The 23,821-nt window shown below is 50.2% G+C and carries 23 protein-coding genes; 21 read left to right on the top strand and 2 right to left on the bottom strand.

Annotated features, from left to right (window positions below):
* The first annotated feature begins 86 nt into the window (after positions 1–86).
* Together AC0YNU_RS05600 and AC0YNU_RS05595 are read left to right on the top strand one after the other, a co-directional pair.
* Positions 87–728 (top strand): HAD family hydrolase, encoded by a 642-nt coding sequence (locus AC0YNU_RS05600; RefSeq protein WP_475754079.1) that lies wholly within the window; start codon positions 87–89, stop codon positions 726–728.
* Between the two features lie 64 nt (positions 729–792).
* The gene (locus AC0YNU_RS05595; protein WP_475754077.1) at positions 793–1,326 is read left to right on the top strand and encodes a nucleoside-triphosphatase; all 534 of its coding nucleotides are present in this window, start codon (positions 793–795) and stop codon (positions 1,324–1,326) included.
* Positions 1,327–1,441: 115 nt separating this feature from the next.
* Here the strand turns inward: AC0YNU_RS05595 and AC0YNU_RS05590 are convergent, their stop codons facing one another.
* Positions 1,442–2,320: a helix-turn-helix domain-containing protein gene (locus tag AC0YNU_RS05590; protein WP_475754075.1), complete on the bottom strand. Its 879-nt coding sequence runs from the start codon at positions 2,318–2,320 to the stop codon at positions 1,442–1,444.
* Between the two features lie 131 nt (positions 2,321–2,451).
* Here AC0YNU_RS05590 and AC0YNU_RS05585 point away from each other — a divergent pair, with 131 nt between their 5' ends.
* The 6 genes from AC0YNU_RS05585 to AC0YNU_RS05560 all read left to right on the top strand — a co-directional run bounded on the left by AC0YNU_RS05585 (position 2,452) and on the right by AC0YNU_RS05560 (position 9,549).
* Positions 2,452–3,432, top strand: a complete 981-nt coding sequence (locus tag AC0YNU_RS05585; RefSeq protein ID WP_475754073.1) for a Gfo/Idh/MocA family protein — start codon at positions 2,452–2,454, stop codon at positions 3,430–3,432.
* Positions 3,433–3,461: 29 nt separating this feature from the next.
* Positions 3,462–4,448: a Gfo/Idh/MocA family protein gene (locus tag AC0YNU_RS05580; protein WP_475754071.1), complete on the top strand. Its 987-nt coding sequence runs from the start codon at positions 3,462–3,464 to the stop codon at positions 4,446–4,448.
* Between the two features lie 224 nt (positions 4,449–4,672).
* Positions 4,673–5,470: a class I SAM-dependent DNA methyltransferase gene (locus AC0YNU_RS05575; protein WP_475754069.1), complete on the top strand. Its 798-nt coding sequence runs from the start codon at positions 4,673–4,675 to the stop codon at positions 5,468–5,470.
* A 92-nt stretch (positions 5,471–5,562) separates the two neighbouring features.
* Entirely contained in the window at positions 5,563–6,573 is a 1,011-nt protein-coding gene (locus tag AC0YNU_RS05570; protein ID WP_475754066.1) for an SDR family oxidoreductase, read from the top strand.
* Positions 6,574–6,962: 389 nt separating this feature from the next.
* Entirely contained in the window at positions 6,963–7,829 is an 867-nt protein-coding gene (locus tag AC0YNU_RS05565) for an SDR family oxidoreductase (protein ID WP_475754064.1), read from the top strand.
* Between the two features lie 241 nt (positions 7,830–8,070).
* On the top strand, positions 8,071–9,549 hold the full coding sequence (locus tag AC0YNU_RS05560; RefSeq protein ID WP_475754062.1) for an Lsa family ABC-F type ribosomal protection protein: 1,479 nt from the start codon (positions 8,071–8,073) through the stop codon (positions 9,547–9,549).
* Between the two features lie 222 nt (positions 9,550–9,771).
* Here AC0YNU_RS05560 and AC0YNU_RS05555 read toward each other — a convergent pair whose 3' ends face one another.
* A complete protein-coding gene (locus tag AC0YNU_RS05555; protein ID WP_475754060.1) occupies positions 9,772–10,335 on the bottom strand; it encodes a TetR/AcrR family transcriptional regulator in 564 nt (187 codons plus the stop codon).
* 100 nt (positions 10,336–10,435) lie between these two features.
* Here AC0YNU_RS05555 and AC0YNU_RS05550 point away from each other — a divergent pair, with 100 nt between their 5' ends.
* The 13 genes from AC0YNU_RS05550 to AC0YNU_RS05490 all read left to right on the top strand — a co-directional run bounded on the left by AC0YNU_RS05550 (position 10,436) and on the right by AC0YNU_RS05490 (position 23,617).
* Positions 10,436–11,446: an oxidoreductase gene (locus tag AC0YNU_RS05550; RefSeq protein WP_475754058.1), complete on the top strand. Its 1,011-nt coding sequence runs from the start codon at positions 10,436–10,438 to the stop codon at positions 11,444–11,446.
* A 13-nt stretch (positions 11,447–11,459) separates the two neighbouring features.
* Positions 11,460–11,936 (top strand): cupin domain-containing protein, encoded by a 477-nt coding sequence (locus tag AC0YNU_RS05545; RefSeq protein WP_475754056.1) that lies wholly within the window; start codon positions 11,460–11,462, stop codon positions 11,934–11,936.
* Positions 11,937–12,040: 104 nt separating this feature from the next.
* Entirely contained in the window at positions 12,041–12,466 is a 426-nt protein-coding gene (locus AC0YNU_RS05540) for an ester cyclase (RefSeq protein ID WP_475754054.1), read from the top strand.
* 465 nt (positions 12,467–12,931) lie between these two features.
* On the top strand, positions 12,932–13,657 hold the full coding sequence (locus tag AC0YNU_RS05535; RefSeq protein WP_475754052.1) for an alpha/beta fold hydrolase: 726 nt from the start codon (positions 12,932–12,934) through the stop codon (positions 13,655–13,657).
* A gap of 79 nt (positions 13,658–13,736) precedes the next feature.
* On the top strand, positions 13,737–14,609 hold the full coding sequence (locus AC0YNU_RS05530) for a hypothetical protein (protein ID WP_475754049.1): 873 nt from the start codon (positions 13,737–13,739) through the stop codon (positions 14,607–14,609).
* Between the two features lie 239 nt (positions 14,610–14,848).
* Entirely contained in the window at positions 14,849–15,793 is a 945-nt protein-coding gene (locus AC0YNU_RS05525; protein ID WP_475754047.1) for a serine O-acetyltransferase, read from the top strand.
* 389 nt (positions 15,794–16,182) lie between these two features.
* A complete protein-coding gene (locus AC0YNU_RS05520; RefSeq protein WP_475754045.1) occupies positions 16,183–16,794 on the top strand; it encodes a TetR/AcrR family transcriptional regulator in 612 nt (203 codons plus the stop codon).
* Positions 16,795–16,966: 172 nt separating this feature from the next.
* Positions 16,967–18,427, top strand: coding sequence for a 4-hydroxyphenylacetate 3-hydroxylase family protein (locus tag AC0YNU_RS05515; protein ID WP_475754043.1), 1,461 nt, complete (start codon positions 16,967–16,969; stop codon positions 18,425–18,427).
* Between the two features lie 155 nt (positions 18,428–18,582).
* The gene (locus AC0YNU_RS05510) at positions 18,583–19,866 is read left to right on the top strand and encodes an acyl-CoA dehydrogenase family protein (RefSeq protein WP_475754041.1); all 1,284 of its coding nucleotides are present in this window, start codon (positions 18,583–18,585) and stop codon (positions 19,864–19,866) included.
* A 45-nt stretch (positions 19,867–19,911) separates the two neighbouring features.
* Positions 19,912–20,769 (top strand): MetQ/NlpA family ABC transporter substrate-binding protein, encoded by an 858-nt coding sequence (locus AC0YNU_RS05505; protein WP_475754039.1) that lies wholly within the window; start codon positions 19,912–19,914, stop codon positions 20,767–20,769.
* 22 nt (positions 20,770–20,791) lie between these two features.
* Positions 20,792–21,565 carry a methionine ABC transporter ATP-binding protein gene (locus AC0YNU_RS05500; RefSeq protein WP_475754037.1) on the top strand — a complete coding sequence of 258 codons (774 nt, stop codon included), beginning with the start codon at positions 20,792–20,794 and terminating at the stop codon, positions 21,563–21,565.
* Entirely contained in the window at positions 21,555–22,220 is a 666-nt protein-coding gene (locus AC0YNU_RS05495; RefSeq protein ID WP_475754035.1) for a methionine ABC transporter permease, read from the top strand. Before AC0YNU_RS05500 ends, AC0YNU_RS05495 begins: the two co-directional genes overlap by 11 nt.
* A 17-nt stretch (positions 22,221–22,237) precedes the next feature.
* On the top strand, positions 22,238–23,617 hold the full coding sequence (locus AC0YNU_RS05490) for an LLM class flavin-dependent oxidoreductase (protein WP_475754033.1): 1,380 nt from the start codon (positions 22,238–22,240) through the stop codon (positions 23,615–23,617).
* Positions 23,618–23,821: the final 204 nt, after the last annotated feature.

Genomic DNA, 23,821 nt, shown 5'->3' with positions numbered 1-23,821 from the left:
CGCAAAGAATAAACCGACGCTGAATATGTGTCGGTTTCCTTTTTTTGCATATTATGTATGTTCAGCCGACAAAGGAGAACGAAACCATGAAAAAGTACATCCTCTTCGATCATGACGGCGTGCTGGTCGATACGGAGTTTTGGTATTACAAGGCGGGAGAACGCGCTCTTGCCGATATTGGATTCACCTTGAATCAAGATCAATACCTCCGCGATATGACCCAGTCATTCGGCACTTGGTCCCAAGCCAGGGCGGCAGGCATCGATGAAGCGACCATCAACAAACAGCGTGAGGCCCGCAACGTCTATTACCAGGACTATCTAAGAACAGAAGCCATAGAGATTGAAGGCGTAGTCGAAACGCTGGCTGAACTGTCCAAGTACGTCCGCATGGCCATCGTGACGACTGCAAAACATGCGGATTTTCAACTTATACATGAGAAGCGCCAGATTATTCCATTCATGGACTTCGTCCTTGTTCGCGAAGACTACGAGCGCAGCAAGCCGCATCCGGAACCCTACTTGACCGGCCTAAAGCGCTTCGGTGCTGCCAAAGAAGAGACCCTGGTCGTAGAGGATTCAAACAGAGGGTTGAACGCAGCGGTGGCGGCTGGTATCGACTGTGCTATTGTCCATAACGACTTCACGAAAACACATGACTTCTCGCTGGCCAGCTATCGAATCAAGACGCTGATTGAACTGAAGGACATTATCCTGAATGCAACCTAAACTGGCGAGGAAGCAGCCTAAGTGAAGGCGCTGGAGCGGAGCGTAGATAGGGGAGTGAATACATTTGGATAGCTGCTATTTGTTAACCGGGAAACCCGGTGTAGGAAAATCAACAGCGATAAAACGTATTATTCAAAAAATGGGTTCGGAGCATTTTGGTGGTTTTTACACGGAAGAGATACGCAACGCTACCAGTCGCACTGGATTTAATTGCGTCACATTAACTGGTGAATCTGCATGCATTGCAAGCGTTAATATTGAAAGTTCAATTCGGGTAGGGAGATACGGGATTGACATCGCTGCTTTTGAAAATGTGGCTTTAAAGGCTGTAAACCTATCCATAAATACGAAAAAGATTACAGTCGTTGATGAGATCGGTTTCATGCAAATGCTTTCCTCTCCATTTGAAACTGTGATTCAAGAGATAATCTCGCATTCTAAATCTTTTATTTTAGGGACGATTTGTTTGGACAGTCATCCGAGCATAGACAAGATAAAGGAACGATCTGGGATAAGAATTTACCAACTGAGCGAGGAGAATCGTGAGGAGATAACCGAACGCATAACAAATGACATTCTTATATCACTGTCACTGTAAGAGTGCAATAGGATTACGCTAAAGCACAACGACACCGGGCTGCCGGCATGAACGGCAGCCTGCGTGTGTGATTACGAGACTTATCGACCGGCTTTGTTTGCCGCACGTTATGGGTTCAGTCCCCAGAGTGGAGCAGCTTTCTCACATATTGCTTCGGCGTGGAACCCGTAAACCGTTTGAACAGCTCATAGAAATGCGCCATGTTCTCAATCCCGACTTCAGCTGCGATATCCGTGATGATTTCCGACGTGGTCATCAAAAGCTGCTCGGCTCTGCGAATCCGCTGCCGATTGACGTAATCGATAAACGAGACGCCGACGCATTTCTTGAAGTACTTGGAGAAGTACGAATAGCTCATCCCTGCAATCCGGCTGGCTTCTTCCATTTCGATTTTGCCGTTCAACTGATTGTCGACGTAATCAAGGATGGGCTGCATCACTGCGGCATCCACATATTCAAACGGCTGGAGCAGCTCGCGCTTGTCATTTCGAAGCAGCGTCAGCAGCAAATGCTTGATATGCATGCTGATGGCGATTTCATAGCCTTTGGACTTGTTCATCATCTCGCGGTGAATGTCGACGATGACTTGTCCGATCTGCTGTCTGACGCGCGCATCCTGGGCGAAGATGTAATTCAAATCCTCCAGAGGTCTTACCATCTCCGAGAAATGGCGGTAATACATCATCATGGCCTCGTCAAAATAAGGCTTCAGGTCAACATGCAGCACGATGTAGACAAGCGGTTCGTCATCGGTTTTGTTGCTTAGGTGGAGCTGGGAGGAACCGATGAGGACGACATCTCCCGGAGATAGGAGGTATGTGTTGTCTGGCGTGCGGAGGTCCATCTTACCCTCTTGCACAATGATAAGCTCTACTTCTTTATGATAGTGCCAGTGGCGCGCGAGCGGCTGCTTCGTTCTTTTATCGACGAACTGCCAAACCTTCATGCATAAGTGTTCATTCTGGTAATGGATCGGTTCTTTGAATGTTTCCATCGGGACGGTCACCTTTGCGCTCCTAGAGCGAATTTGGATATAAACAAGTTAAAACTCGTCATTCTTGTCGTTGAACGGAATCGTTATGATAACAGTAACAAGTATACAACAAGCGAAGGGGCGAATGAGAGATGAAAGTAGCTGTTGTCGGCTGCGGCGGCATGGGACAGTGGCATGCGATGAGCTATGCGAAGATGCCCGGCGTAGAATTGGTTGGCGTTTGCGATATCGATATGGAACAAGCAAATAGAGTCGCGAGTAAAGTGGCTGCGACCGCGTACAGCTCGTTCGAAGAGATGGTTGCATCGGTAGAATTTGAAGCAGTCAGCGTTGCGGTGCCCTCTTATTTGCATAAAGAACTCGTCTTGCAGGCTGCAAAGGCGGGTAAACACGTCATCTGCGAGAAACCGATCTCGCTTCATCTTGAGGATTCGCAGGAAATGATCCAGTGCTGCGAAGCGAATGGCGTACGCCTGTTTATTGGCCATGTCGTGCGTTTCTTCCCCGAATTCGCGCAGATCAAGCAGCAAATTGATGCCGGACTGCTCGGCAAGGTTGGCGTCGCTCACGCGCGCCGTGTAGGCGGTCATCCGGGGGATGCGACAGCCTGGTTCAAAGAAGCGGATAAAAGCGGCGGCGTCATTGTCGATTTGATGGTGCATGACATTGATTTTATGCGGTGGGCGCTTGGGGAAGTGAAGACCGTGTACGCAATGGGCCGTAACGATGACAGCCTGGATTATGCGCTGGTCACGTTAGTATTCGAGAGCGGTGCCGTAGCCAATCTGGAGGCATTCTGGGGTTACCCGGGCTCGTTCCGCTACGCGGCGGAATTTGCCGGCACCAAAGGCTTGGTCAGCACGGACAGCATGAAGGCGCAGTCGCTGCAAATTCGGAAAGCAGCCGAACCGCAGAGCGGAGGCAAGGTTGTCGAAATTCCGCAGAGTCCCGGTTTTACGGATCCTTACTACAAAGAGCTGGAGCATTTTCTGAACTGCATAAAAAGCGGCAGCGAGTCCATCGTTACTGCGCATGACGCCTGTAAAGCGTTGGAAATTGCAGCAGCCGCGCTTGAATCGATCCAGACAGGCAAAGTAGTGGCGCTGCATTAGCGGTCCTATTAAACGGGGAGGTAGCACGTATGAAAACCTTAAAGATCGGCATGATCAGCTTCGCGCATGGACATGCGTATAGTTATTTCAATAGCTTGCGGCAAATACCCGAAGTAAGCATCGTGGGGATTGCCGATGAAGTGAACAGTCGCGTTGCGGATCTCGTGGAGCGGCATGAGATTCCGTATTATGCGGATTATAAGCAGCTGCTTGCCCAGGATGTGGATGCGATCGTGATCTGCTCGGAGAACGTGCATCATGCGCGTCTGGTCATCGATGCAGCCAAAGCGAAGAAGCATGTTCTCTGCGAGAAGCCGCTGGGCATTTCGGTAGAGGAGATGGAGCGCATGGTCGCCGCGTGCAAGGAGAACGGCGTCCAGCTGATGACGGCATTCCCATGTCGCTACTTGGCGGCGGTCGTAAGAGCGAAGGAAGCCATCGAGCGTGGAGATATCGGCGATATCGTCGCGATCAAAGGAACGAATCATGGCAGCAATCCGGGCGGCTGGTTCGTTGATCCAAGCTTGTCCGGCGGCGGGGCGCTTCTTGACCATACCGTACACGTGATGGACCTCATGAATTGGATGCTGCAGTCGAAGGTCAAAGAGGTTTATGCCTATGCTGCAACGTTGTTCAAGGAAGGCCATGAGATCGACGATGCCGGCATCCTGCACGTCAAGTTCGATAACGGCGCATTCGCCGTGCTGGATACGAGCTGGTCGCGTCCGAGCTCGTTCCCGACTTGGGGAGACGTGACGATGGAGATCGTCGGTACGAAGGGCGTTATTTCGGTAGACGGCTTCGCGCAGAAGAACGATTTGTTCAACGACGATACGGGCAAAGGCGTGTACGCCTTCTGGGGCGATGATATGGATCACTATATGATCCTGGATTTCGTAAGCGCGCTGCTGCAAGGCAAGCCCGTGCCGATTACGGGCGAAGACGGCCTTCGAGCCGCGCAAGTGGCGATTGTCGCGTATGAGTCCAATAAGCTTGGACAGCCGGTAGCTTTGTAGTAAAACAATAGGAAAGTTTTAAAGCAAAGCCGCGAAAACCGCGGCTTTTTTCCATTACACCAACCATCGAAATATCCCGGAATTCGGCTTTGCCAGCGAAACCTCCCGTACAGATTGATTACAATCATTTATAACCTGACATCATGGCTGGAAGAAACGGGAAACCATGTTATGGTAAAACTGTTCCGATTTGATTTCACCCACTACAGGGAGGTAATCAGCATATGCAACGACCCCAAATATGGCATTATGGCCTTGTCGCGCGGGCGCATGCCGATTTATGGACGGAAGTTGGTCCGGAAGCGGCTTACTACCGGAAACTGATCGGGACGTCCGGACAACCGGCGCTTGATCTGGGCTGCGGCAGCGGACGCTTGCTGCTCCAATTTTTGCAGGCAGGTCTGGATGTGGATGGCTGCGATTACTCGGAGGATATGCTTGCAGTCTGCCAAGAGCGGGCAGTAACTCAAAGCCTTTCACCCCGGCTCTATGCGCAGGCCATGCACGAGCTGGATCTGCCCCGGCGTTACGGGACGATATTTGCCTGCGGGGTAATTGGGCTCGGCGGGGAACGTCATCTGACTATGCAGGCCATGCAGCGCTGCCATGAGCATCTACGTCCAGGCGGCACGTTCGCATTCAATTATACGGTGCGATGGAACGATCCGCCCGCCTGGTTGGCGAGATTGCCTGAATATAGGCGGGCTGAACCCGAGGAATGGCCTGCAGCCAGTGAGCGCCAGCGCCTGGCCGACGGCACGGAGCTGGAAGTAGCTGCCCGGACACTTGAGACAGATCCCTTGGAGAACGTCGCCACCCGTCAGATGCGACTCCGGCTGTGGCACGAAGGAAACCTCATCAAGGAGGAAGTTCACACGCAAAGGTTGGATGACTATACGAAGAACGAGTTGGTGTTGATGCTTGAGCGCGCAGGCTTCAGCGACATACGGATCTTTGGAGATTTCAGCGACGAACCAGCTACCGCAGACCACAATGAACTGATCTTTATCTGCCGAAAGTAAAATCGCTTCCCAATGACCTGTGCCTGAAATTGTGCGAGCAGGAGTAAATAGAGATGCTACAATGGTACTGATAATATAAAGGAGTGATAGCGGTGAAGGTGCTGTTTATTGGAGGAACGGGTCTTATCAGCACGGCAGCCTCTAAGCTGGCGGTGCAGCAGGGAGTGGAGCTGTACCTCTTGAACCGGGGCCGCCAGAAGGGCTCTCCGCCTGAAGGTGCCCACATGCTTCGTGGGGATATTAACGATCGGCAGGCCATGAGGGAGTTGCTGGCAGGGAAGCATTTCGACGCGGTTGTCGATTGGATCGCCTTCAAGCCAGAGGATATTGAACGGGATGTCGAGCTTTTTGCGGGGAAGACGGATCAATATATCTTCATCAGCACGGTAGCGACGTACCAACGTCCGCCAAGCCATTATCTCTTCGATGAATCCGCGCCTCAGCATAACCCGGGATGGCCTTATGCCGTCGACAAGATCGCCTGCGAAGAGCGACTGCTTCGGGCTTACCGCGAGACGGGGTTTCCGGCGACGATCGTCCGGCCATCGCACACATACGGTGAAACCTCGATTCCTTTTGCGATTACGAGCGGGGCGCACCCGTGGACTCTGATTGACCGCATACGCAAAGGGAAGAAAATCATCGTCCCGGGCGACGGCACCTCGCTGTGGACGATTACGCACAATACCGACTTTGCCAAAGGATTGGTCGGATTGCTGGGTAATAGCCAGACGCTCGGTCATGCATTTCACATCACGTCGGATGAAGTGAAGACCTGGAACCAATACCTGGCTGCGATCGGCCAGGCAGCAGGCGCTAAGGCGGAAGCGATCCACATGACATCGGCATGCATCTCGTTGTTTTTGCCCGAGTTCAAGGCCGGGTTGTTAGGTGACGCAAGCAACAGTTACGTCGTCGACAACCGGAAAATCAAAGCCTTCGTGCCCGGCTATCAGGCAACGACGAATTTTGAACGGGGCATTCGTCAGTCGCTCGCGTATTACGAAGCGCATTCGGAGCTCCAGACGATTGATGAAGCACTAGACGCCCGAATGGATACAATGATAGCCTCTTACGAGAACTTCTTGTCGAGCATTAGCTGATGTCGAGCATTAGCTGAAAGGCCGTTTCAATTATTCTTATACGCCTGCCATGGACGTGCATGTCCATGGCAGGCGTATGTTCCTTATGGTGGAGTAAGAGAAAAACAAATCTGCATTGGACTCCGCGCGAAGCATGCAAAGCAGCCATCATTCAACTCCCCCAGCTCGAATTCCAACCCCAATTATTCCATCTAATCAATAAGAACATAACACGAAATGCATTGGATTAAATAAAAGAGATCCAGTATGATGGCATTATTAAATTTGGGGGAGATGGAAATGGGGAAGGTTCATGTGCGTCCGGAACAAGCGTTAGACGAAAGCGTACGTTAATTGAAACCAAGCGGCTATTTTTATAAGAGCACTTTAATATAGAAGGAGAAATTAGTATGATCCTTATCACTGGAGCAAACGGGAAAACCGGTCGTGCAATCATTAAGGCTTTACTCCCTAAAGGAGAGCGGATTAGGGCTTTTGTTCATAGAACCGAACAAATTCAGGAAATGGAATCCTTAGGTGAGATGGAAGTCGTTGCGGGAGATATATTGGATCCAAAGGCAATCGGTGAAGCGTTAATCGGAATTAGGGCTGTCTACCACATTTGCTCAGCTATGCATCCCGATGAAGTCGAAATCGGACAAGTGATCCTACAAGCAGCTCGCTTGGCGGAAATCGAACATTTCGTCTACCATTCCGTATTGCATCCCGTCATTCAAGAAATGCCGCATCATCAGAAAAAACTCCTGGTCGAAGAGCTTCTCGTGAATTCAGGCATTCCATATACGATTATTCAGCCAGGCGTATTCATGCAGAACATACTCGAGTCGTGGAAGCTGCTTAGCGAAGAGGGCATCTTTAGACAAAAGTATTTTACGTCTCCAGAAACCCGCATAGGTATGGTTGACTTAGAAGACCTAGCCGAGGCAGCTTCGATCATTCTTACGAGTCCAGGATATAAAGGGGCAACGTATGAATTCTGCGGACCTGAAAATTTATCTTTGTCTGATATGATCGCAGTTATGGAACTGCATTTTGGCCGTGAGATCAAGGTTGAAACGCCTCAAGACGACGTATTCGCGGCACAATTAAAAAAGCGCGGATTAGGAGATTATCAAGCAAATACAATCGTAAAGATGTTTCAGCATTATAATGAACATGGGTCTATCGGGAATTCTAATGTTCTAACGTGGATCTTAGGGCGTAAACCGAACGATTTTTCGTCCTTCATTCTTAGAACGTTGACAAGCAAGCACTAATCGGCAACGATAGTTCTACATCCGAAGGACATAGCAGGAATCGGAAGTTCCATGATACGGGGGCACAACGAATAAAATATAAAAAGGAGTGGCAATATGAGCACAGACACGGTTATTACACATGATTTGCTCCGTATAAGTCGTTAATATCCATTGAACTTATGCGGAGCGAGTAAGAAGAGATGGGTATGAACCGACTTTTTATAAAGAGTGAATGCGTTATAAAAAGGAGGAGCTTACCATGTCAATGATTCATGTACAAAACCTGACATTTTCGTATCCAAGCAGTTTTGATCCTATTTTTGAAGAGGTTAGCTTTCAAATCGATACGGATTGGAAGCTTGGATTTATTGGCCGCAACGGTCGAGGCAAGACAACTTTTTTCAATTTGTTATTAGGAAAATACGAATACAAGGGAACTATTATTTCGTCGGTTGAATTTAATTATTTTCCATATCCCGTATCGGACAAAAGCAGATTCACGCATGAAATATTAGAAGAGATATGTCCTCGGGCAGAGGATTGGGAGCTGCTTCGGGAAATCTCTTATTTGGATGTCGATGCCGAAGCGATGTACCGTCCATTCGAAACCTTATCGAACGGGGAACAAACGAAGGTGTTGCTGGCCGCGCTTTTTTTGAATGAAGGGCGTTTTCTATTAATTGACGAGCCAACCAATCACCTGGACAGTCGTGCGCGGAAGATGGTTTCGAATTATTTAAAAAAGAAAAAAGGATTCATTCTGGTATCACATGATCGAAACTTTCTGGATGGCTGCGTTGACCACATCTTGTCGATAAACAGAGCCGATATAGACGTTCAAAGCGGCAACTATTCTTCGTGGAAGCTGAATTTCGATCGACAGCAAGAACATGAAGAAAAAACAAACGAGCGTTTACAAAAAGATATCGGAAGGCTGCAACAATCTTCAAAACGTTCGGCCAATTGGTCTAATCAAGTCGAGGCTTCCAAAAATGGCACGACGAATTCCGGTTCGAAATTGGACAAGGGATACGTAGGGCATAAAGCCGCTAAAATGATGAAACGCGCTAAGACCCTGGAAACCAGGCAAAATAAAGCGATTGAAGAAAAGTCAACGCTGCTTAAAAATGTGGAAAAAACGGAAGTATTGCAATTAGCGCCTTTAGCATTCAAATCTAAAGAATTGATTCAGTTTACGGACGTGGTTGTTCGGTATGATGGCGAATCGGTTAATGCGCCAATAAGTTTTAACGTTAAGGCGGGGGACCGGGTAGTGCTTGATGGAAAGAATGGCAGTGGCAAAACCAGTATTTTAAAACTGATATTAGGGATTCCGCTCCGGTACACAGGTACTGTGAACGTTAGTTCCGGCCTTGTCATCTCTTATGTACAGCAAGATACCTCGCATTTAAAGGGGAAGTTATCCGACTTTATCGAAGAAAATCAAATTGACGAACCGTTATTTAAATCCATTCTGCGCAAGATGGATTTTGACCGGATCCAGTTTGAAAAAGATATCTCCCACTATTCGGGCGGGCAAAAGAAAAAGTTGCTTATCGCTAAAAGTCTTTGTGAACAAGCCCATTTATATATTTGGGATGAACCGCTGAACTTTATCGATGTGTATTCACGCTTGCAAATCGAAGAGCTTATTAAAAGCTTTCATCCAACCATGATTTTCGTTGAGCATGACCAGACCTTCCAAGAAGAAGTGGCAACGAAAAGAGTTTCCTTATAGTGATGCTTTGCTTCGTCAAAGTAAAGCATGTGAAATGGCAATTTGCATTAACTTCCAGCTGAGGCACAACATGTTCCAAGCACAGCTGTCGGAAAATAGGCGGCTCTACAGCATGCTCGCGTAAATTCAATACCCATGAATACCGAAAAGCCGCTTACCGGACATAAGTTCCGGCAAGCGGCTTTTCCTATAGTTCATGCCGGGTTCGGACAGGCATCGTTATCATTCGTGCAGGTTGGGAACCAATCGAAGCAAGTCTACGATCATTTCGCGAAGCTCCGAAGAGTTTCTGGCGACCATTTTAAACCCGCGAGATGCACTTGTTAGTAGATGTGCCATTTTCTCTGGAGATAGGCTATTTAGGTTGCTGCCGGATGGCGACCGGGATTCCAAGATAGAGATCAGAACGACCTCAAGCTTTTTGTAGCTCGCATGGAGTGCCTCTTGAGCAAATGTATACGAGCTTTCGGTCATTTCTTTTACTTCCGGCGAGTTCAAGGATTGATCGAAATTGTTTATAGACCATAGCTCGAACGCATATAAAATTTTGTCTTCAGGCGTCTTCTTGGAAGAGAGTCCTTCCTCGATCTCTGCAATAAGCAGGTCGCCATAATGAAGAATCGTCGCGTTAAAAACTTCCTCCTTGTTCTTAAAATGCAAATACAGACCTGCACGCGATATGCCGGCGGCCTCTGCTATCTCATTCATTGACACTCGCTTATACCCATACTTGAAAAACACTTCTAAGGCAACGGTTTGTATATGAAGCTTCTTATTGTCATCCATGATGTTATTATTATACACTTTACAAACTTTGTCTAGTTGTATAGTATAGCCACATAGACATTAAACGTTATTTGTCTAAATATCAAACAAGGAGAACATCATGATGACAACAAAGCAAACACCAATCGGCTCCGGGTTTGGAGCTTCTGCGACAGCCGAAGACGTAATTAATGGCATTAATCTTTCCGGTAAAACTGCCATCGTCACTGGCGGCTATTCCGGACTTGGCCTTGAGACCGTCCGCGTACTGCGTTCTGCTGGCGCCAAGGTTATCGTTCCTACGCGCGACTATAATAAAGCGGCGAACGCCCTTGCAAACATCGACGGCGTTGATATTGAAATGATGGACCTGATGGACCCTGCTTCGATTAATGCCTTTGCAGACAAGTTTCTTGCCACCGGGCAGCCACTGCATATCCTCGTAAACAGCGCAGGCATTATGGCGTCTCCTCTGTCCCGCGATTCGAGGGGATATGAGTCGCAATTCGCGACTAACCATTTGGGCCATTTCCAGCTTGTTGCACGGCTATGGCCGGCGCTGCGCGAGGCGAACGGCGCACGGGTGGTGTCAGTTTCATCTTGGGGACATCACTTTTCGCCTGTCGTGTTTGATGATCCCAACTTTGACCGACGCGACTATGAACGGTGGGCAGCCTATGGCCAGTCCAAGACGGCCAACGTTCTCTTCGCGGTCGCGCTGGACAAACGCGGCCAAGCCGACGGCGTGCGGGCTTTTTCCCTTCATCCGGGCAGCATCGTCGGCACCGGTCTCGAAAAACATCTATCGGAGGAGGAACTGCGAGCGGCCGGCGTCATTGACGAGCACGGACAGCCGGTTCTCGATCCCGCTAAAAATCTCAAGACGGTAGGGCAAGGGGCCGCTACCAGCGTATGGTGCGCGACGAGCCCGCAGCTTAACAATATGGGCGGCGTCTATTGCGAGAACTGCGATATCGCTCCTCTGGGGCATGACGCCGAGTCGGACTTTGAATTGGATAACGAATCGACTTTAACAGATTCCGGCGTGATGCCGTATGCGGTTGATTCCGAAGCAGCCGATGAGCTCTGGAGCCTTAGCGAACGACTGATCGGTCACAAATTTGCAATATAAGGGAGAACTGAAAATGGAACAGACAAATAAGGCCGGATCCCAAGCAGCGGTTACTTTCGCCAAGGATCTCGAATGGTTCGACACGATGCCGGGCGAACAAATGGCCATTCGTATTCATAGCAGTCAAGTTGGCGGAGCGATAACCGTCATTGAAGCGCGCGTACCGGCTTTGATTGGTCCGCCGAAGCATATTCATAAGGAACGGGAAGAGATATTCGAGATTCTTGAAGGAACTTTCCGATTCCAAGTAGGGGATGAGGAATTTGAAGCTTCTCCGGGAACGAGCGTCGTGGTTCCCCGAGGCGTACCTCACGCGTGGGCAAACATCGGGCCTGATAAGGGACGTATCCTATTCACATTCGCGCCGGGCGGAATAGACGATTTCTTCCCTGAAATCGGCCGGCATTCAATCGAGGAAATTGGGCGACTGGCCGAGCAGAATGATACCCTGATTATTGGGCCTCCAATACTTACTCCCGCAAGGCCGTAATCGTAGAGATCGGACAATTGGACTTCATAAAATGATCAAAACGGGACAGTCTAAAGACTAATTTCTGGCTGTCCCGTTTAATAGGCATGAGGTGTTGATGACAGATGAATGTATGCAGCAACCAAGGCGAAGAGCTTCTCACGGAATTATGGGCCAACGTTTACAACCTTCCGCAGAATCTCGATGTCATCGACCGTCTCTGCACGGACGACTTTATTCTGTCGAACTCGGATGGCGACATTGTGGGTCGCGCTGCCTTTAAGGAGTGGGCACGGACATTTACTTCGAAGATCCGCGACATCAAGTTAAAGAGCCTCGATATGTTCAGCGGCGCCGAAGGCAAGCGCGTTGTTTCGTTATGGGTAGTCACGGGATACAACCAAGGCGTACTTGGTTCTTCTCCCGACGATCGCCCGATTCAGCTTACCGGCATCGCGGTATGGGAGGTTCGTGATGGCAAGCTCGCCCACAACTGGGTAGAGCGAAGCGCCTATGAGCTTTCGAAGCAGCTGATGATGCCCACAAAGTAACAAGGACCTGGATGGCTACCAAGAAGTGGAAGATGTCTTGAAGGGCAATCCCATTCAACCGATGGAATTGAATAAAAAAGAAAGAAGAGTCCGCTGATACGGCGGATTCTTCTTTCTTTTTTATCTTTACGCGATGGAAAAGCACGATCAGCAAGAAACCGATAACGATGCTTCGAAATTCTCGTCATCCGGATCAATCGTTCTGTCGCCATGGAGACATCGGACGTTCAATGGGCGTAAAGGGATCCAGCGTGTATTGCAGGTTTCCGACTGTTAACATTTACCTGCCCTACGAGTTTGACCTTAACCGTGGTTCAGGTAGTATGCTTCAACAGGCAGATCGGGCGGTTCTGGCGCGGTCGAACTATCGAGTTGCCGAAGAGCAGCTGGGGAAAAAGTTCCCCGTGCAAAGTGCAAAATTATATTAAACCTTACTTAAGCTTGTTAGTAGAGGAGGCATACTTGATGAGTACTTTCGTTCTCGTTCACGGGTCCTGGCATGGAGCCTGGTGCTGGAATAAACTAGTACCGCTCTTGCAAAGCGCGGGGCACAAGGTCATAACCTTCGATTTACCTGGTCATGGCTTGGACAAAACGCCGGTGCAAGATATTACGTTAATAAACTACACGGACAGTTTAACCCGTATGTTGGATAACATATCGGAGCAAGTCGTGCTGGTCGGACACAGCATGGCCGGTCTTGTCATTACGCAAACGGCCGAATACCGTCCGGAGAAGATCAAATCGCTCGTTTATTTGTGCGCGTACTTGCCAAAAAATGAACAAACGCTGCTTCAAATTTCGCAAAGCGAGAAAAAGGATCAAGCTTCCGATACGCCTTCCGCCGTAATTTTCAGCGACGATCATCTCTATATGGATCTCAACAAGGAATTGGTCCGAGCGAATTTGTACGGAGATTGCTCGGAAGACGACGTGAACTATGCGATTCAACGTTTCTGCCTTGAACCGCTTGCTCCCTTTTTCGAGGCTGTCCGCCTTACCGATCAACATGCGGAATCAATACCTCGGTTCTATATTGAAACCTTGAAAGATAAAGCAATTTCGATTGGCTTGCAGCGGCAGATGCTGGCAGAAAAGCCTTGTAAAGAAGTCATAAGTATGGATTCTGACCACTCACCGTTTTTTTCGCATCCGGAAGCCCTGGCTGCTCATTTGAATCGTTTGGCTTAATTGGAGAGGGGCCTAGATCAATCAACCAACGTTAAACATCGATTACTATTCGCATATAGGGGAATTGGCAGTTATTCCGATGGAGGTGGAAAAATTCGGCATGATGAAACCGTCGATTGAAAACAAGGTCTTTCCGTTTATCGAGACGGTCGAGCGAGAGGCCTGGTTGGATCTGTTTACCGCTGCGCCAATAGACTATGTACGCAGTTCGAAGGCCGCCTTTGCGCGCGTGGGAACGAGTATTGCCCTTGCCAATCACGCGCTGCCGATCGCAGAATTTAACCGTATTCTCGGCGTCGGGATTGCGGAGCCTGCCAACGAAGCGGAGCTGGAACAGGCGCTCGCATGGATGAACGCGCATGCTGTCCCGTCCTATTGCTTGCAAATTCCGCCACTTGCGCTTACCGAACCGATTCAGGAGTGGTTGAACGCAAGAGGATTAGAAAGCGCCGGGAACGGTTGGGCGAAATTTTATCGGGACGCATCGCCCGCGGAAAGCCATCCGATCCCGACGGAGCTTGATATTCGGCTCGTTGAGGCATCCTTTGCCGAAGACTTCGGGCTCGCCGTACAGGCAGGGTTCGGCATACCGGCCTCAAACCTACCGTTATTTACGGCATTGGCCGGACGGCCAAGATGGAAAACTTACGTGGCCTATGACGGGACTAAACCTGTCGCTTCCGCAGCAATGTTCATCGACAACAACTGGGCTTGGCTTGGTGTAGCTTCGACGTTGCCGGAATATCGCGGCAGGGGGGCGCAGAATGCGCTGTTTAAAAAGCGCATAGCGGATGGGATCGCTGCCGGCGTTATCGGTTTCACGGGAGAAACCGGACAACCGCCCGAAGGAAAAGAGCACGCGAATCAGTCTTACCGCAACTTTGGGCGAGCAGGGTTTAAACGCGTTTACGTGCGTCGGAGCTATGTATTGAATCCAGAAGTAACGCTTTAAGGTTTGGCGCTCCTCCCGTGAGAATTTAATACTTTATGTTAACCTAACGGAAAACGTTAGCACAACGATATTAGGCTGCCGGAATTTCACGGCAGCCTTTTCAATTAAGGGCAAACAGCACATTTGAAATTGTAAAGCGACCTCAATTGGAGTTACAATGAAATGACGTTACAGGGAGGATTGCAGGCATAGGATTCGCCTTCCCTGTTTGTACAAGCATGGGAATTGGGGATGAAAAGATGAGTAAATATTTTCATGGGCAGCTCGGCAGCCTTGTCTCTGCGATCGGCTCCAGCTATGAACAGCATTCTCATGTCATTCAATTGGATGCGGTCGCTCTTCCGAGCAGAGATACGATCATTGACGTTATCCAATTGTTGAGAGAGCTTCTGTTCCCGGGCTATTTCGGAAAACAGAAGCTTACTCCCGCTACGCTGGACTATCACATCGGCGATCTGCTCATTCAAGTTCACGATAAGCTTCTCGAACAGATCAGTTCCGTATTGAAGCATCAAGCCGCTAACGATAAGACGGCAAACATCGCTGTAGAGACGAAGTCCGATGAAATTACGTACGCTTTTTTAAGCAAACTGCCGGAACTCCGGCAAGTTTTGGCAAGCGATGTGCAGGCCGCCTTCGAAGGCGATCCTTCCGTTCAAGATATGAACGAGATCATTTTCTCCTTCCCGGGTATATTCACCGTCACGATTTATCGGCTGGCGCACGAATTGTACAAGCTTTCCGTGCCGCTCATTCCGAGAATTATGACGGAATACGCGCACAATGAGACCGGAATCGATATTCACCCCGGCGCAACGATCGGCAGCTATTTCTTTATCGATCATGGCACAGGCGTCGTGATCGGCGAAACGACCGTTATCGGCAATCATGTTAAAATTTATCAAGGTGTCACCCTTGGCGCATTATCCACCCGGGGCGGACAAGCACTTCGAGGCAAAAAGCGCCACCCTACGCTGGAAGATGAAGTAACGGTCTACTCCGGCGCTTCGATATTAGGCGGCGAGACGGTTATTGGCAAAGGCGTCGTAATAGGTAGCAATGCCTTTATTACGACCTCGGTTCCGAATGGCACGAAAGTGAGCGTGAAAAACCCGGAGCTGGTGTTCAAAGGTCATTCTCCTCAAGAATTCAAGCAGGATTTCCATGCAGACTGGATGATTTGATTCATACCTTAAGGGGCAGTACCTTCAGGGTCGGTTAACGACTTAGAAGGTTCTGCCCCTTGCCTATGAATGGTATGGCCGTTTGTTATCCACCGCAGCTTACATTTATCCGTAAAATATTACGCTAAACATTCCTGTTGAGCCAAAGAAATGGGCAAGCTGTCGAGCGCGACTCGACGGCTTTTTCCTGCGTTTACCATGACCGAATATGGCCAAGCGTACAAGACCGTATCTTAACAATATATGATAATTCCGATTGATTAACTTTGCATTGTCCGCTATGATAATGAGCAATTAAATAATGCTGTAAGTGAACACTTCTGTTAAATATGTCTAGTTTTGTACAAATCATTTAACGGTGTATGATTTTAAACTAAGGTGTGATTCACATGAGTATCTCCCGAACGGATCGCCGGATTCCGAAAACAAAACAGCATATCGTTAGCGCGTTTTTGTCCTTATGCGAGAAAAGGCAGTTCGATACGATTGTGATTAAAGACATCACGGAAACAGCCGACGTTAGCCGTTCTACGTTTTATGCGCATTTTAAGGACAAATACGATTTACTGGAACAGATCATTGCAGCCAAGCTTGCGGAGTTGACTGACTTGTATGAAAACAGGAAGGCTGGAATTCTCGGCTATGAGCCGCAGCAAGACGGGCCTGATCCGTATTTTACTGTGATGTTTGAGCATTTGGCCGATCATGCTTCTTCCTATCACGTATTGTTATCGCATTTGCCGGAATCGAGGTTCGAAGAAAGGTTGATAGAAGCCGTCCGGAGTACCCTTAGTCTGCGAATCGACAACAACCGAATGAGTCAAAAGCAGCCGATCCCGTTGGACATCTTGCTGGAAAGTATGGCGTTCTGGATTACGGGGACTGCGGTGTCCTGGTTAAAGCAAGGCATGATCTACTCGCCGAATTATATGGCCATTCAATTGAGCCGGCTTGCGGCGATGGGATTTTATCACGCGATGAATTACAAGGCAAACAAATAACGGCGTGTTGTTGGATTGACGATCGCATCTCGTTCATATCTTCCGTTTTTGTCCGATAAACGCCAAAACCTGGAATTTTGTTTGTTGACCCTGGGACGGCGCGACGTTAAGATATACCCAATACCTGAGTTAACTAATAGGAATTATAAGCTTTAGTGGGGGAGGTGGACGGTTGAGAGGCGACACGTTTTTGAAAAGCTTGAACGACGGGCGAACGGTGTGGTTGAACGGAAGCAAGGTTGTTCAGCTGGAAACGCATCCTGCCTTTCGCGGGACGCTGGGAACGATTCGCAGCCTCTTCAATACGTTGGATGATCCCCTGCTTCGCACGCAGGTCGGTTATCGAATGGAAGGGCGAGAAGCCTACGTGCATAGTTCGTTTCTGGTTCCTCATACGCCGGAACAGCTCGCCCAGCGAAGCCAATCCTTTGCTTTTTGGTCCAAACAGTGTAATGGCATGATGAGCAGGCTATCGGACTATGCGCGTTCTTTCATTACCGGCTGGTATGCGGCGCGCAATGAGCTTGAGCGTCTGGAACCCGGATTTGCCCATAAAATCTCGGCTTATTATGAAACCGCTCGGGATAACGATCTCTTCTTGACAACCGCCATAATCGATCCGCAAATCGATCGGTCCAGCGGTCTTGACGATGACCGCATTGCCTCGCGCTTTCTGCACGTCGTCAAGGAGACGAGCGAAGGGATTGTGGTAAGAGGGGCTAAGATGATTGCCACCGGCGCGCCGTATACGCATGATTTCGTGATTTTCTCGTTTCTCAAACTGGAACAGGCTCATCGGGAGCACGCACATGTCCTGATTGTTCCGGCCGATTCTCCGGGCTTGCATATTGTCTGCCGGCAATCGTTCGCCAGCGAGAACGAACACGATTCACCTCTTAGCGCCAGGTACGATGAAATGGATGCCGTTCTCTTTTTTGATGACGTATTGATTCCTTGGGAACGCGTCTTGTTGTATGGCGATGCGAAGAAAGTGATGGCGTTGAGGGCGAACACGACAGCGAACGCCCTTGCTTTTCATCAAAATATCGTTCGCTATGTAGCCAAGCTTGAATTTATTACCGGGGTGACTTTTGCTGTGGCAGAAGCCATTGGGGTAGGCGGATTTCTGCATATCCAAGAAAAGCTTGGAGAACTGCTCACGCAAATCGATTGCATGAAAGCCCTCATCATCGCTTCCGAGGCGCAAGCCAAGGTCAATGAGAGCGGCGTGCTAGTCCCGGAGCTGTCTTATATCCATACGGCAAGAAACATCGGGACGAAGTTTTATCCGCGCGCAGTCGAAATTTTACAGCAGGTAGGCGGTGGCGGATTTGTTCAAGTCCCGTCCAGCATTGAAGATTTTTACGGCACGATTTCCGAGTTGATGAGCCAGTATTTCGAAGGAGCAACCGTCAGTGCGGAGAAAAAGGTGCAATTGTTCAAGCTTGCCTGGGATCTGATCGGGAGCCCTTTGGGAGCCAGGCATGAACTGTATGAGCGCTTTTACGCTGGGGATCCCGTACGGGGATTCGCCAACCAGTACTTGGCGCACGATAAAGAGAGTCTCACGGCTCCGATCTGGAAGTTGATCCAAGACTCTGCCAAACGCGGGGCCGTCGGCAATTCATCATAGTTTGTTCAACCGGACAACCGGAGACCTCCAGCCTTAAGGCATGCGGGTCTCCTTTTTATTTTCAGGAAAGGCTGCGTGAATCAGATGGAAATTAGACGCGTCATCGTCCCGATGACCAAGGTTCATTGTTAATCGAAGAAACAAGGAGGAGCGACATGGGAGAAAACAGCGGTGCCTGGGGATGTAGTCCCTCCGACCATTATGAGCAATTGGCCGAGCGTTTCAGACCAGTTTTTCAACACATTCGCCAAGGCGCAGTGGATCGGGAGTTAAACCGAAAGCTGCTGCATGAGGAAATACAACTATTGAAGGAAAAGCGATTCGGTGCCCTTCGAATTCCCAAGGAAGAGGGCGGCCTTGGCGTCTCGCTTCCTGAATTGTTCCACTTGCTTATTGAGTTGTCGGAGGCCGATTCCAATGTGACCCAAGCCTTGCGAATACATTTCGGGTTTGTCGAGCGCATTCTGTATTTGCCCGACGGGGAACGTAGAAGGCGTTGGCTGCAGCGTATCGCGGATGGCGCGATTGTCGGAAACGCCTTAACCGAGACTGGCAACGCCCAGGTCGGCACTTATGACACGAAGTTGACTTTACACGAGGATCGCCTTCATTTAAACGGCACCAAGTATTATTCTACGGGCACCCTATACGCCGATTGGATCGTCGTAGGCGCGAGCGTGGAAGAGGGGGACATCGTGACCGCGATGGTACCGTCGACGGCTAGAGGCGTTGAAATCGTGGATGATTGGGCTGGATTCGGGCAAACGCTGACCGGAAGCGGCACGACTGTTTTCCGGGAAACGCCGGTGGAACCGGATGACGTGTTCGCACGGGAGACGTATCCCAAGTACGCAACGGCGTTTGCTCAGATGATTCATTTGTCCACGCTCGCCGGAATCGCCCGCGCAGCCGCACGCGACGTGGCGACGGAGATTGCGAAGCGGCGACGAACATATTCGCACGCCGCAGCCAATCGATCCAGCGAGGACCCGCAGGTGCTGCAAGTGGCGGGACGCGTGCACAGCCAGGCTTACGCAGCAGGCGCACTCGTGCTCCGGGCAGCCGAAGCAGTGCAAGGTGCCTATGAGGCGCAGCATGCGGATGATCCCGAATACGCGGACAACTTAAGCGTTAAGGCGGAGATTGAAGTCGCCCAAGCGCAGACGGTCGTTGCCAGACTGGTGCTCGAAGCCGTATCCACTCTTTTTGACGCGCTGGGTGCGTCGGCGACTATCCGTTCCAAATCGCTTGACCGTTATTGGCGCAATGCCCGAACGATTGCTAACCATAATCCGCTGATTTATAAAGAACGGATTGTTGGCGACTACGTCGTAAATGGCACGCGCCCGACTTTCGCCTGGCAAACAGGCATCGCTCCCCCTTTACATACCGACCAGACAACTGGGGACACTGACGTTCGGCTTGGTCCGCCGTCCTAGTCTCTATTTTTAACCTATACATCTTATAAAAGGAGTCGTAGAAAAATGAAGAATCCAATTCGATTTATCGTGCTCATGATCATCCTGGCACTGACCTTCCTGGTCGCAGCTTGCGGGAAGGGAGATTCGGACGAAGCGGCAGCAAATGCAAATCCGGAGGATAAGGTCATTCATCATGTGATGAGCGATGCGGGGTTTAACGGAGAAATTGTAGATATTCTAAAGTCGGAGCTGGCCAAGGATGGTTATACGCTGGATTATGTGGTTGTCAATGACATTATTCAACCGAATAAAATCGTCAACGACGGCGATGCGGATTCGAATTCCTTCCAACACGAAGCGTATTTCGACCAGTTCGTGAAGGATCAAGGCCTAAAAAACATATCGCGGGCTTTCTACACCACGTTCACGCCTTCCGGACTCTATTCCAAAACGTATAAGTCGTTTAAAGAGGTTCCCGACGGCGCGACATTCGGCATTCCGGTCGATCCGGCGAACAACGGACGCGCGCTATTCATGCTGCGGGATCTCGGGCTGCTGAAGCTTAAAGAAGGCGTGGAGGTTATTCACGCAACGCTCAAAGACATTACCGACAATCCGCATAAATTCAAATTCAAGGAAGTCGATCAATTGATGCTGCAGCGCACGTTGGACGACGTGGACGTCGGCTTTCTGTTTGCCGGTACGGCCGTTCAAATGGGCTATAAACCTAAAGAGGATGCATTAGCGCTGGAAACCGGCAAAGATTTGCCGTACAAAGGCATCGTGGCCGCGAACACCAAGCTGCTCGGGACGCCGAAGATCAAAGCGCTCCAAAAAGCGTACGAAAGCCAGGCCATCAAAGATTTTTACAAGGAAAAGTACGGCGATGCGATCGAAAGCTTGGATTACTTGAACAAGTAAGTAATAACGGGGAGGGCTTTCCATGATTACCCTGCACAACATTAGCAAGACGTTTACGACCGCCGGAGGACCGCTTCATGCGGTATCCTCCGCTTCTCTTGAAGTGGAGCAAGGCGATATTTACGGGTTGATCGGGTTTAGCGGAGCCGGCAAATCGACGCTGCTTCGGACGATCAATTTGTTGGAACGCCCGGACACGGGCGAAGTTATCGTCGATGGTGAAGAGCTCACCAAGCTTCCGCTTCACGAGCTGCGAATGAGAAGGCTTTCAATCGGTATGATCTTTCAGCACTTTAACCTGCTCAATAACCGGAACGTCTACGATAACGTCAGCTTCCCGCTCGAAATCGCAAAAATGCCCAGAGCCGAACGCAGGCAGCGCATCGAGGAATGCTTGGACATGGTCGGCTTGACAGACAAGGCGAGAGCGTATCCGGCCAAGTTAAGCGGCGGACAAAAGCAGCGTGTGGCTATTGCCCGCGCGTTGGCCGGCAATCCGAAGATTCTGCTGTGCGACGAGCCGACCTCTTCGGTGGATCCGCAAACAACGGGCAGCATATTGGCTGCTCTCCAAGAAATTAACCGCAACTTGGGCATCACCATCGTGATCGTGACTCACGAGATGAATGTCGTAAAAGCGATTTGCAATAAAGTCGCCGTTATGGAGAGCGGTAAAATCGTCGAAAGGTTTGATTTGCGGGCGAAAAATATCGTGCCGCAATCTCCGATCGCGCAATACTTGTTCAAGAACGAGATTACATTGGAGCGGGAATTGGAGGCCAGCTATGTTCAGTAATGTCAATGCCGCGTGGCCCGAGCTGCTTCAGGCCTTGTGGGAAACGTTGTATATGCTCGTTCTGACGATCCCGATAGCGGTTGCCATCGGTACACCGCTCGGAACCATTTTGTTCCTGACCCGTCCGAATTCATTTCTAAAATGGCCTACGTTTTATCTCATTCTCAATGGGGTTGTCAATTTAATCCGCTCGTTTCCGTTCTTGGTTCTTATGATCGCGATAATTCCGTTTACTCGAATGGTTGTCGGCACAGCGTTAGGGACTACGGCCGCAACCGTGCCCATGATTATTAATGCGGTACCTTATTTTGCGCGATTCATTGAGCAGATCCTGCTGGAGGTGAATCGCGGCGTAGTGGAGGCAGCGGAGTCCATGGGCGCAAACAAATTTCAAATCGTGTGGAAAGTGCTGTACGCCGAAGCCCGCTCCGGGATTGCCAATTCGGTTACCATCGTCACGGTCAGTTTCTTGTCCTATTCGACGGTTGCAGGACTCGTCGGCGGGGGAGGAATCGGCGATTTTGCCATTCGGTACGGCTACTACCGCTATCAGACCGATGTCATGTTCGTGACCATTATCATTATGGTGCTGTTTGTCCAAGTGTTTCAATTTACCGGAAACTATATCGTGCGGAAATTGGATAAACGCTTGTAAGAAGGAGGACGATGATTGTGCCTAAAAAAATCCACCTGAACGCTTTCGAGATGAACTGCGTCGGCCATATCGTACACGGGCTGTGGCGTCATCCCGATAATAACCGGCATCGGTATACGGATATTCGCTATTGGACGGAGCTTGCCGAATTGCTGGAACGCGGAAAGTTCGATGCGTTATTTTTGGCGGATGTCGTAGGCGTGTACGACGTCTATAAACAAGGCGCGGAAACGGCCATTCGCGAAGCGGTGCAGATTCCTTGCAACGATCCGCTCTTCGTTGTCCCTCCGATGGCGCTCGTGACGAAGCACCTTGCCTTCGCCGTTACGTTCTCCACGACCTACGAGAAGCCCTTCGCGCATGCCAGACGAATGTCGACGCTCGATCATTTGACCAAAGGAAGACTTGCCTGGAATGTCGTCACGTCCTATTTGCCCAGCGCAGCCCAAAATTTCGGACTGGAACAGATGGTTCGTCATGACGAACGCTATGAGATCGCGGACGAATTCCTGGAAGTCTCCTATAAACTGTGGGAGGGAAGCTGGGAGGACGATGCGGTCATTCGCGACGTTGCGAACGGGATGTACACGAACCCCGAGAAAGTACATCTAATCCAACATGAGGGCCGTTATTTCAAAGTGCCCGGGCCGCACTTGAGCGAGCCTTCCTTACAGCGAACGCCGGTTATCTACCAGGCCGGCAGCTCTGCGCGCGGCCGTGCGTTTGCCGCTAAGCATGCGGAGGCCGTGTTCCTTGGCGGCGGGAGCATTCAAACGTTGAAGCGCTACGCGGAGGACATTCGCAGTCAAGCAGCCGCCTACGGCCGGGATCCCGCGCATATCAAACTCATGACCGGCCTGCTTGCGATCGTCGGCAGCACGCGGGAGGAGGCGCAGCGTAAGTTCGAAACCTTTCAATCGCTGTATAGCCTGGAAGGGGTATTGGCCCATTACGGAGGCGGCAGCGGATACGACTTATCGCGCTATGATCCGGACGATGTTCTGACCTATGCGGAGACGGACCATGGGCAAACCGCTGCCGCCCAATTTACGAAGGACAGTCCCCGACCCAAGACGGTTCGCGAGGTAACGGAGACGTTGGGGCAGCTCGGCGGACGGGGATTGTTCGTCGTCGGAACCCCGGAGGAGGTCGCCGACCGTATCCAGTACTGGGTCGAAGAAACGGGAATTGACGGCTTCAACGTGATCCAACTCCTCTCTCCCGATACCCTGCGCGATTTCATTGCGCTTGTCGTCCCCGAGCTGCAGCGCCGGGGAATGTTTCGCGAGGAATATGAAGAAACGACATTGCGGGAACGTTTCTTCGGTTCAGGCATTCGACGGTTGCCTGAAGACCACCCCGGCGCAGCTTATCGGAAACAAACTACTTTAACCTAACAGGAGGATAAGTATGTCGATTAACATAGAAGCGGTTCCTGCTGCCGAGCCTAGAGTGCCTCATGGGATAGCACTTGCGTATGCACTGGGAGAACTACCTATGGATCTGCGCCGAAACGGAATTCCGGTTTCTCGGATTTCCGGGTCTTTCCGGCTGTATAGAAATGAAAAGCACGACGAATTCCTTGCATTCGAGCACCCTGT

Source organism: Paenibacillus sp. J31P316 (genome assembly GCF_056269105.1).
Note: the sequence above shows the minus strand (reverse complement) of the source record. Positions and strands in the feature narration are given on the sequence as shown.

What these genes read in the sequence shown, in the direction of transcription:
- AC0YNU_RS05525 (WP_475754047.1), top strand. Translation starts at nt 14,849, where the DNA reads ATGAGTAAATATTTTCATGGGCAGCTCGGCAGCCTTGTCTCTGCGATC.
- AC0YNU_RS05540 (WP_475754054.1), top strand. Translation starts at nt 12,041, where the DNA reads ATGAATGTATGCAGCAACCAAGGCGAAGAGCTTCTCACGGAATTATGG.
- AC0YNU_RS05545 (WP_475754056.1), top strand. Translation starts at nt 11,460, where the DNA reads ATGGAACAGACAAATAAGGCCGGATCCCAAGCAGCGGTTACTTTCGCC.
- AC0YNU_RS05500 (WP_475754037.1), top strand. Translation starts at nt 20,792, where the DNA reads ATGATTACCCTGCACAACATTAGCAAGACGTTTACGACCGCCGGAGGA.
- AC0YNU_RS05505 (WP_475754039.1), top strand. Translation starts at nt 19,912, where the DNA reads ATGAAGAATCCAATTCGATTTATCGTGCTCATGATCATCCTGGCACTG.
- AC0YNU_RS05560 (WP_475754062.1), top strand. Translation starts at nt 8,071, where the DNA reads ATGTCAATGATTCATGTACAAAACCTGACATTTTCGTATCCAAGCAGT.
- AC0YNU_RS05575 (WP_475754069.1), top strand. Translation starts at nt 4,673, where the DNA reads ATGCAACGACCCCAAATATGGCATTATGGCCTTGTCGCGCGGGCGCAT.
- AC0YNU_RS05520 (WP_475754045.1), top strand. Translation starts at nt 16,183, where the DNA reads ATGAGTATCTCCCGAACGGATCGCCGGATTCCGAAAACAAAACAGCAT.
- AC0YNU_RS05600 (WP_475754079.1), top strand. Translation starts at nt 87, where the DNA reads ATGAAAAAGTACATCCTCTTCGATCATGACGGCGTGCTGGTCGATACG.
- AC0YNU_RS05550 (WP_475754058.1), top strand. Translation starts at nt 10,436, where the DNA reads ATGATGACAACAAAGCAAACACCAATCGGCTCCGGGTTTGGAGCTTCT.
- AC0YNU_RS05510 (WP_475754041.1), top strand. Translation starts at nt 18,583, where the DNA reads ATGGGAGAAAACAGCGGTGCCTGGGGATGTAGTCCCTCCGACCATTAT.
- AC0YNU_RS05580 (WP_475754071.1), top strand. Translation starts at nt 3,462, where the DNA reads ATGAAAACCTTAAAGATCGGCATGATCAGCTTCGCGCATGGACATGCG.
- AC0YNU_RS05590 (WP_475754075.1), bottom strand. Translation starts at nt 2,320, where the DNA reads ATGGAAACATTCAAAGAACCGATCCATTACCAGAATGAACACTTATGC.
- AC0YNU_RS05555 (WP_475754060.1), bottom strand. Translation starts at nt 10,335, where the DNA reads ATGGATGACAATAAGAAGCTTCATATACAAACCGTTGCCTTAGAAGTG.
- AC0YNU_RS05530 (WP_475754049.1), top strand. Translation starts at nt 13,737, where the DNA reads ATGGAGGTGGAAAAATTCGGCATGATGAAACCGTCGATTGAAAACAAG.
- AC0YNU_RS05585 (WP_475754073.1), top strand. Translation starts at nt 2,452, where the DNA reads ATGAAAGTAGCTGTTGTCGGCTGCGGCGGCATGGGACAGTGGCATGCG.
- AC0YNU_RS05495 (WP_475754035.1), top strand. Translation starts at nt 21,555, where the DNA reads ATGTTCAGTAATGTCAATGCCGCGTGGCCCGAGCTGCTTCAGGCCTTG.
- AC0YNU_RS05535 (WP_475754052.1), top strand. Translation starts at nt 12,932, where the DNA reads ATGAGTACTTTCGTTCTCGTTCACGGGTCCTGGCATGGAGCCTGGTGC.
- AC0YNU_RS05565 (WP_475754064.1), top strand. Translation starts at nt 6,963, where the DNA reads ATGATCCTTATCACTGGAGCAAACGGGAAAACCGGTCGTGCAATCATT.